4 protein-coding genes, 3 tRNA genes and 1 pseudogene are annotated in these 7,485 nt (G+C 59.7%); 2 read left to right on the top strand and 6 right to left on the bottom strand.

Going from position 1 to position 7,485, the window contains the following annotated elements; translation table 11 throughout:
- From HMPREF3171_RS00785 to mgtE, 3 genes are all read right to left on the bottom strand, one after another.
- Window positions 1-1,581 (bottom strand): MSCRAMM family protein (locus HMPREF3171_RS00785; protein WP_141743299.1); only part of this gene is annotated, 1,581 nt, incomplete at its 3' end.
- Window positions 1,582-1,728: 147 nt separating this feature from the next.
- Window positions 1,729-1,804, bottom strand: a tRNA-Arg gene (locus tag HMPREF3171_RS00780).
- Between the two features lie 73 nt (window positions 1,805-1,877).
- Window positions 1,878-3,230, bottom strand: coding sequence for a magnesium transporter (gene mgtE, locus HMPREF3171_RS00775; protein ID WP_070422014.1), 1,353 nt, complete (start codon window positions 3,228-3,230; stop codon window positions 1,878-1,880).
- A 169-nt stretch (window positions 3,231-3,399) separates the two neighbouring features.
- Here mgtE and HMPREF3171_RS12415 point away from each other — a divergent pair, with 169 nt between their 5' ends.
- Window positions 3,400-6,012 carry a hypothetical protein gene (locus tag HMPREF3171_RS12415; protein ID WP_070482207.1) on the top strand — a complete coding sequence of 871 codons (2,613 nt, stop codon included), beginning with the start codon at window positions 3,400-3,402 and terminating at the stop codon, window positions 6,010-6,012.
- A 42-nt stretch (window positions 6,013-6,054) separates the two neighbouring features.
- Here the strand turns inward: HMPREF3171_RS12415 and HMPREF3171_RS00765 are convergent.
- Window positions 6,055-6,127, bottom strand: a tRNA-Arg gene (locus tag HMPREF3171_RS00765).
- Between the two features lie 2 nt (window positions 6,128-6,129).
- A tRNA-Ser gene (locus HMPREF3171_RS00760) sits at window positions 6,130-6,220 on the bottom strand.
- Between the two features lie 74 nt (window positions 6,221-6,294).
- Here HMPREF3171_RS00760 and HMPREF3171_RS00755 point away from each other — a divergent pair.
- Window positions 6,295-6,681: a hypothetical protein gene (locus HMPREF3171_RS00755; RefSeq protein ID WP_070482205.1), complete on the top strand. Its 387-nt coding sequence runs from the start codon at window positions 6,295-6,297 to the stop codon at window positions 6,679-6,681.
- A 53-nt stretch (window positions 6,682-6,734) separates the two neighbouring features.
- Here HMPREF3171_RS00755 and HMPREF3171_RS11980 read toward each other — a convergent pair.
- A pseudogene (locus HMPREF3171_RS11980) lies at window positions 6,735-7,485 on the bottom strand (hypothetical protein); the annotation flags it as partial.

Here is a 7,485-nt window from a genome sequence, read left to right as displayed (position 1 = left end):
ATCCACAGAACCAGACACCGAACCCTTATCACGGGTAACGGTCAACTTGACCTTGCCATCGCCGTTCTCCGGGACGTGTGTCGCGGCCTCGCCTCTGACCGAATACCTCTCAGGCGTCTTCACTTCTACTGTGTAAGAACCAATTGGGGCCTTTCCCCAGGTAAATCCACGGTCTACCATTCCGAAAGGGTAAATGTCATTGTCATTATGACGCGCGTTAACTTCAACCGGTACAGGAGTATCGAGCTCAACTGTCAAGAAGCCAATTCGCTTAGTCAGCTCGAAGTTCTTAGTTTCGATGCCATTATTCGTGACGTTAGCGCTCTGCGGGTCAGGCACGGCAAGGTCACCAGGAACAGTTTCTTCCACAACCTCGACCCGGTATTTACCCGTTGGCAAATCCGAAACCGAGTACTCGCCGTTGTTTACGTCAACAATAACAATCTTTTCAACATCGCGAGTGGCATCTTCGACTCCGGTAACACGGATCTTCAGATTCGAGTCCTTTGGGGCATTCGTTACAGATCCTTTAATGGATCCCTTCTCGCGCTGCGGAGTGATATCCCCAAGCTTGTATTCTTCATTGGCCTTAATCTTCACCTGCCGACCATCGGGCTTTGCGTATCCGCGTGCTGGTGTAACTACAAGGGTGTAAGCCCCCTCGGGAATGCCAGATGCAGAGATTTTACCGTCAGAATTCACGGATACGGTCGTAGAGCTTCCATTGGCATCAACGAGTTCAACCTTTTGAATCGAGCCAGGCTTCACAGTTCCAGACAAAGAACCCGGCTTCGCAGTCTCGACCCAGGATCTAGTCAACCCAGACGAGGCAGGACCACCTGAGTACGGCCACTGGGTATTCTTTCCCTCTTTGTCTAGACCTTTCTTGTTCGCACCCTTCGCGACGAGTTTAATTGCCCCGCCATTCGTTGCAATTGGTTTATTGAAAGTAATACGCGCTACCGGCCCGTTGTTCGGTGCTTGGCTTAGTCCCTGCTCCCAATTATCCCCAATCGCCGCATTAATGAGGGACGCACTAAGTCCCTGTTCCCTTACAAATTTCCTGCCATTGGAGATATAAACCTCATCAAACGTATAGCGTTCTTTCGGGTAGCGACGATCCTTTGTGGTGGTATTGATCAAGGGCGCATTCTCACGCATCGAGAAAATCAGTTCATTAAACGTTTGATTCGAAGAATCCTCAGCGATCCAGATTTCAATGTCCCGCCCGACCGCCTTCGAGGTCACCTGAAGCAACGAACCTGCCGGACGTTTATTAGTTTCCTGTGCCCCCGCAACCTGAACCTCCCCACCAACAACACTCGGCACAGCCAAGCCTGACAGCGCCAGCGACACTGCGGTCATGCCCGCGATGGCGGTGCGCTTGCCGGAGAAGCCGCGACGTGAGGAACGGCGCGCGGAGAAGTTCGCGTTGAAATCGAACGGAGAGGAAGCGTTGTTCAAGATTGCTCCAATGGTTGATTTTTCTATAACGAGAGAAATTCGAGCAAGAAGTACATAGAACACGAACTTCCGCACGAGACTTCCAAATAATTTACCAACTTGGACAGGCGCTTTCAAGCGCACTCACATCTAAAGCCCCTGCTTAATCAGTGTTTATTCAGATTCAAAGGGTTTATTAATCTTTGCCGTAATTGCGTCTCAGAAAAATCGCGAAAGAAGCAAAAGGGAAGGCCCCACACAAACTGTGTGGGGCCTTCCCGAAATTGGTGCGCCCGGAGGGATTCGAACCCCCAACCTTCTGATCCGTAGTCAGATGCTCTATCCGTTGAGCTACGGGCGCAGTGCCTGTTGGCAACGAAGAAGAACATTACACCCGGCAGGGCGCACCACCAAAACGGCAGTTCAAGACACCATTACAGGCCAAGCACACTCTTGGCGATGAGGAAGTAAATGACCAAACCGGTCGCGTCGCAGAAGGTAGAGATGAACGGGTTGGAGAACACCGCCGGGTCGGCGCCGACTGCGCGAGCGATGATCGGCATGATGCCGCCGACGGTCGCGGACATGGCGCACACACAAAAAAGTGTGGAACCGATCACAATGCCTATTTCTTGCCCGAAAACGGCCCACGCGATACCCAAACCGAGGATGCCAAGCACCGAACCAAGGGTCGCGCCGACGCGCAGTTCGCGCCACATGACTTTAAAGATGTCGCCCTTGGTCACGTCGTGAAGCGCTAGCGCACGCGTCACCGTTGTCGCGGCCTGGTTACCGGTGTTGCCGCCGGTGCCGGTCAGCAGCGGAATAAATAGGGACAGCACGGTCACTTGGGCGAGCGTGTCCTCGAAGATACCGAGCACCTGCACGGTCAGAATCGCGGAAACCGCCAGCACGAGCAGCCACACGATGCGGGATCGCACCAGGTTGAGCACCGGCGTGGACAGATACGGCTGCTTCAGCGACTCGGAACCACCCTGACGTGCGGAGTCCTCGCTGTCGGCGAACTCGACGATGTCCTGGGCCTCGTCGTAAGTAAAAATGCCCACAAGGTGCTGGCCGTTATCCACCACCGGGTACGCGAGGTGACCAGACGCGAGCAGGCGACGCGCCGCATACTCGGCGTCTTCGCTCTCCACGACGGTGGGGGTTTCGCGCATGATGGTGCCCACTTCGTCGTCCGCACGCGCCTTGAACAGGTCCTTCAGGCTGAGTACGCCGGTGACGTGGTGCATGTCGTCGATAACTGGCACGGTGTAGATCGTCTCCAGGTCATCAACATGCGCGCGCAGCTTATCGACGACCTCCTGCGCCGTCTCCGTCGCACCAACCGCCTCCACATTCGGCGACATGACACGGCCGACCGACCCCTTCTCGTAGGCGAGAATCAGGTCTGTGTAGGCGCGGTCGTCCTCATCCAACTCGTTGAGAACCCGCTCCGCCACCTCCGGATCCATGTGATCGAGCAGCATGACCAAGTCCTCGGTGCCGAGGGCATCGAACAGGCCGGGGATCTGATGATCACCTAAGGCTTCGACGATTTCGGCCTGGTGGGCGGGCGCGAGGGCGTCGAAAAGCACAGCGGCTCGAGGCGCTGGCAGCAGTCGCACCAGCTCCGCACCGCGTCTCGACGGCTGCCGCTCCACCAAACGGACGATGTCACGCAAGTCCATCCCCGCGAGTTTGTGCTGCATAGCAGCCAAATCGCGCGGGGATAGACGGCGGCGCCGCAACTTCCGTTCAATATTGGCCAAATCAGCCGTTTGCATAGCTCTCACACCGCGAGCGTACCTGGCTTCATATTCACCCGAGCGGGGGCTATTCCCAGATAGCTATTCCGCATTTATTACGCATGTGTAAAACTTTACGAACGTTTTGCGATACATCTCGCGGAAACACCCAGGAATCGGCGTTATCGCCCAGACCCAAGGAGCCCTCATGGCAAAAACTGTACGTTCCCGACGCGTATCCATCGCGGCGGGTGCGCTCTCCCTGGCGCTGGTGGCGCCATTCGTATCCCCCGTCAGCGTGACCCCGGTGGCGGCAGCTGTCGACGCCAGCGCGTTCGACACCACCTACACCACCACTAACTTCTGGGATGTCGACGAAGCAGTCGTAGAAGGGCTTGTGCTTGAGCCCGGCGACAAGGTCGAAGCAACGGCACTCCTTCTCGCCCGCAATAAATGGCGCTTCCGCACCAGCGGCTGCAACCTGATTCTCATCCGTCCAGAGGCTGCGATCTCCTTCGGGAAGGGCAACCAGAACATTGCGGTCAAGGTAACCAAGGCCGACGGCTCTTCCTTCGACACCACGCTGAAGGTCAACGTCGTGGATAAGAAGGCCGAGGGAAACACGTTCACCGAGCCTGCCGACGCCTGCCCAACCCCTGAGGAGCCGACCTCCGAGGCCCCAACGTCCGAGGAACCGACGCCCGAGGCCCCAACCTCGGAGGAGCCCGCTCCGACCACGACCGCTCCTGCAGAAGAGCCAACGTCTGAGCCGGCTCCGACGACGGCTACCCCGCCGGCGGAGGAGTCGTCGACAAGCAATGCCCCGAAGACAACCGCAAACGCCTTCAACGGTCGCTTCAACACCGCCAACTTCTGGAACAAGAAGGAAGCAGTGGTCGAAGGCCTGAAACTGCAGCCGGGTGACACCGTCGCACCGACGACGAACACGATCTTCAACTGGAACTTCCGTAACGACAACGGCACCCTCACCGTGATTCGCCCGCAGTCCGCGACTGCTTTTGGTACCGGCAACAAGGACATCGCCGTGAAGGTGACCCCCGCCGAGGGCGAGGCGTTCACGACCACGCTGCGTCTGAACGTTATCGACGAGCGCCCCGTCGGCGAGTGGGAAAAGGAGCTGGAGAAGACCTACCCGGTCGACTTTGAGAAGTCCACCTCCGCCAAGACGCTGGATGCGCTCAAGCTGCCGAAGGGCGTGACCCTGAGCAAGGGTGGCGTGAGCCTGCCGACCGGCTGGAGCGTCACCACCGACGCCGACGGCGTCCGCATCACCCCGCCGACCACCTTCACGGAAGGCGACATTGAACTGCCTGTCTCCGTCGAGCAGGTCCACGACGACGGCACGAAGGACACGTTCAAGGCAACGCTGAAGATTGCTGCGAAGAACCCGTCCAAGACCCCGGCTGAAGTAGCAGGTACCGCAGCAGACATTCTCGGCCCGCTGCTCGGAAGCATCATCGGCGGTGCGACCGGTGGCACCGGCCTGGGCAGCCTGATTGGCAACCTGATCGGTGGCGGCAAGGGCGAAGGCTCCGAAGGCGGCAGCGGCGGTAACGGCAGCGGCGCCGGCGGCCTCCTCGGCAACCTTCTCGGCGGTCTGCTCGGTGGCGGTAAGGACGGCAAGAGCCCGCTGGAGGGCATCGTCAAGGTTGAGGTGCAGCCGAGCGGCATCATCGTCACCGGCAACGCCAACCCGACCGTGGAGATCCGTGACAACGGCTCCAACAATGGTTCCGGCAACTCGGTCGTCGTGACGAACAACGCCAACCCGACGGTGGACATTCGCGACAACGGCTCCAACAATGGTTCCGGCAACTCGGTCGTCGTGACGAACAACGCCAACCCGACGGTGGACATTCGCGACAACGGCTCCAACAACTCCGTGGTTGTTACCGATAATGCGAACCCGCGCGACAACTTCAACAACAACGGCAACCCGTCCGTTGTCATTACGGATAACCTGAACCCGGTTATCACGGGCAACATGAACGACAACGGGTCCAACAACGGCTCGAACAACTCCGTTGTGGTCACCAACAACGCCAACCCGGTCATCACCAACAACGCCAACAACAACGGCTCGAACAACTCGGCCATTGTGACGGGCAACGCGAACCCTGTTGTCACCGGCAACGCGAACAACAACGGTTCTGGTAACTCGGTCGTCGTCACGGACAATGCAAACCCGCGCGACAACCTGAACAACAACGGTTCCAACAACTCGGTCGTGGCGACCAACAACGCCAACCCGACCGTTGTCATCACCGGCAACGCGAACGACAACGGCTCGAACAACTCCGTTGTGGTCACGAACAACGCCAACCCGGACATCCGCGACAACGCCAACGGTGGTCTGTTCGGCAGCTCGGGTGGCTCCTCGAAGAAGGGTGGCAACGGCGACCAGCAGGGCGGCGACAAGCTCGTCGGCGCCAAGGTCAACGCCACCGGTGGGTCCTCCGACCCGCGCTGCATCGCTTCCCTCGTCGGCCTTGGCGTGCCGCTGGTCCTGATGCTGCCGCTCGCGCTGGCTAACCAGGCGGGCCTCCCGGGCCTGGGTCAGGCAAACGGCCAGGCTGGCGACATCTTCACCGCGGCCGCCCGCAACGCTGGCCTCGATCCTGCCCAGGCGATGGCAATCGGCGGCGGTATCGTCGGCCTGGTTTCCGCGCTGCTGATCGCTACCGCGGTACGCACCTGTGTCCCGGACGTGCAGAGCGTTGACATCAACGTCAACGGCTCGTCCCGCAAGGATAAGGAGGAGGCGCCGACTACGGTTGCGCCGGTCGTCGAGACGCAGTAGCCCCTCAATGCGAAAACCCCCGCTCAGCGGGGGTTTTTCTTGTGCGCCCGGAGGGATTCGAACCCCCAACCTTCTGATCCGTAGTCAGATGCTCTATCCGTTGAGCTACGGGCGCAATGGCGGAGATGACAGGATTTGAACCTGCGGCCCCCGTCAAGGGGGCAACTCCTTAGCAGGGAGCCCCATTCGGCCACTCTGGCACATCTCCAGCGCTGCGTACACATTACCTGTATCCGGGCGAGCAGCCAAATATCACCGAAATCCGTCCGTATACTCGGCCGCATGAAAATCCACACGTGGCTCAATTCCGGACTGGCAGCACGCGACATCTCCGGCGACACCGCGGACTACCTCCTCTGGTTCCCCGCAGCGCTGGACACCCTCGGCACCGGCCCGCTCACCGGCACGCTGTACTTCACGCCGAAGACGTCAGTACTACGCGACACCCCCGCAGGCACGGTGCTCCTCGGCATCCCAGTGGGTGATCTCCAGGGCATTCTGCCTATCGACGACACCACCACCCCCATCCACCTCACCAACCCCCTCCCCCTCGAGCAGATCCAGGTCGTCGCCGGCCAAAACCGTCCCGACACCAAGCGCGCCATCGAGATCCTGCGCGACGTCCCCGGCGAGCGTCAGTTCCACACCATGCCGGAACTCTTCCCGTAAAAGAGGCCGACCCCGAGGTTTAAGTCCCTCGAGGTCGGCTTTCTTGCTGGTGGTTACTTCTCTGGAGTCGTCGTCACCGGTGCCGTAGTGATCGGCATCGGTTCGGACGAACCACCCTTGATCGAGGTGAACGCCTCACCCTTCTCGTTCGAGCACCAGTCGTACAGCACACCACCTGCAGCGACCAGACCAAGCACGCCAAGTGCGATAGTGCCGAAGCGCTGGATGTTCGGGTCGTTGCCAATCGCCTGGATCTGGCGGTTCGCAGCATCGAGCTGTGCTCGGATCTCCGCGAACTGGTCGTTGTCTCGGCCCGCGCCGCCGTGGCCACGATCTGGAGTATCGCGACGCATCGCCGCCTGAATGTCAGCGTTGACCTTGGCCAACTGTTCGTTGATCGCGCCCATGTACGGACGAGCCAACTCGCCACCGACGGCACCAAGCACCGCAATCGGCACCAGGTACAGCAGCGGGGACGCCACAGCGTTAGCCACGCAACGCTCCCAGGCACCGTTGTCCGTCTTGCCGTTCGGCTGCTCAACCTTGGTGGTCGGAACCGGAACAGTCTCGGTGACGGTTTCGGTCACCGGCGGGGTCGGAACCGGAACAGTTTCTGTGACGGTCTCGGTCACCGGCGGGGTCTTCTCCCCCGGCTTCACACCGAGGTCAACGTCCAGGTATTCCTTACCGGACTCCACAACAACCTTGCGCGACACCTGCGACGGATCCGTCGGGGTGTAACCATCACGCGTCTTGTACTCCACCGTGTACTCGCCCGGCTCGACGTCAACCTTCCAGTTGCCA

Source organism: Corynebacterium sp. HMSC08F01 (genome assembly GCF_001807545.1).
Lineage (GTDB): Bacteria > Actinomycetota > Actinomycetes > Mycobacteriales > Mycobacteriaceae > Corynebacterium > Corynebacterium coyleae.
This window is presented reverse-complemented; position numbering and strand designations above follow the sequence as displayed.

Bases quoted from the DNA above. Each gene is read 5' to 3' on its own strand.
- HMPREF3171_RS12415 (WP_070482207.1), top strand. From the start codon at position 3,400: ATGGCAAAAACTGTACGTTCCCGACGCGTATCCATCGCGGCGGGTGCG.
- HMPREF3171_RS00755 (WP_070482205.1), top strand. From the start codon at position 6,295: ATGAAAATCCACACGTGGCTCAATTCCGGACTGGCAGCACGCGACATC.
- mgtE (WP_070422014.1), bottom strand. From the start codon at position 3,230: ATGCAAACGGCTGATTTGGCCAATATTGAACGGAAGTTGCGGCGCCGC.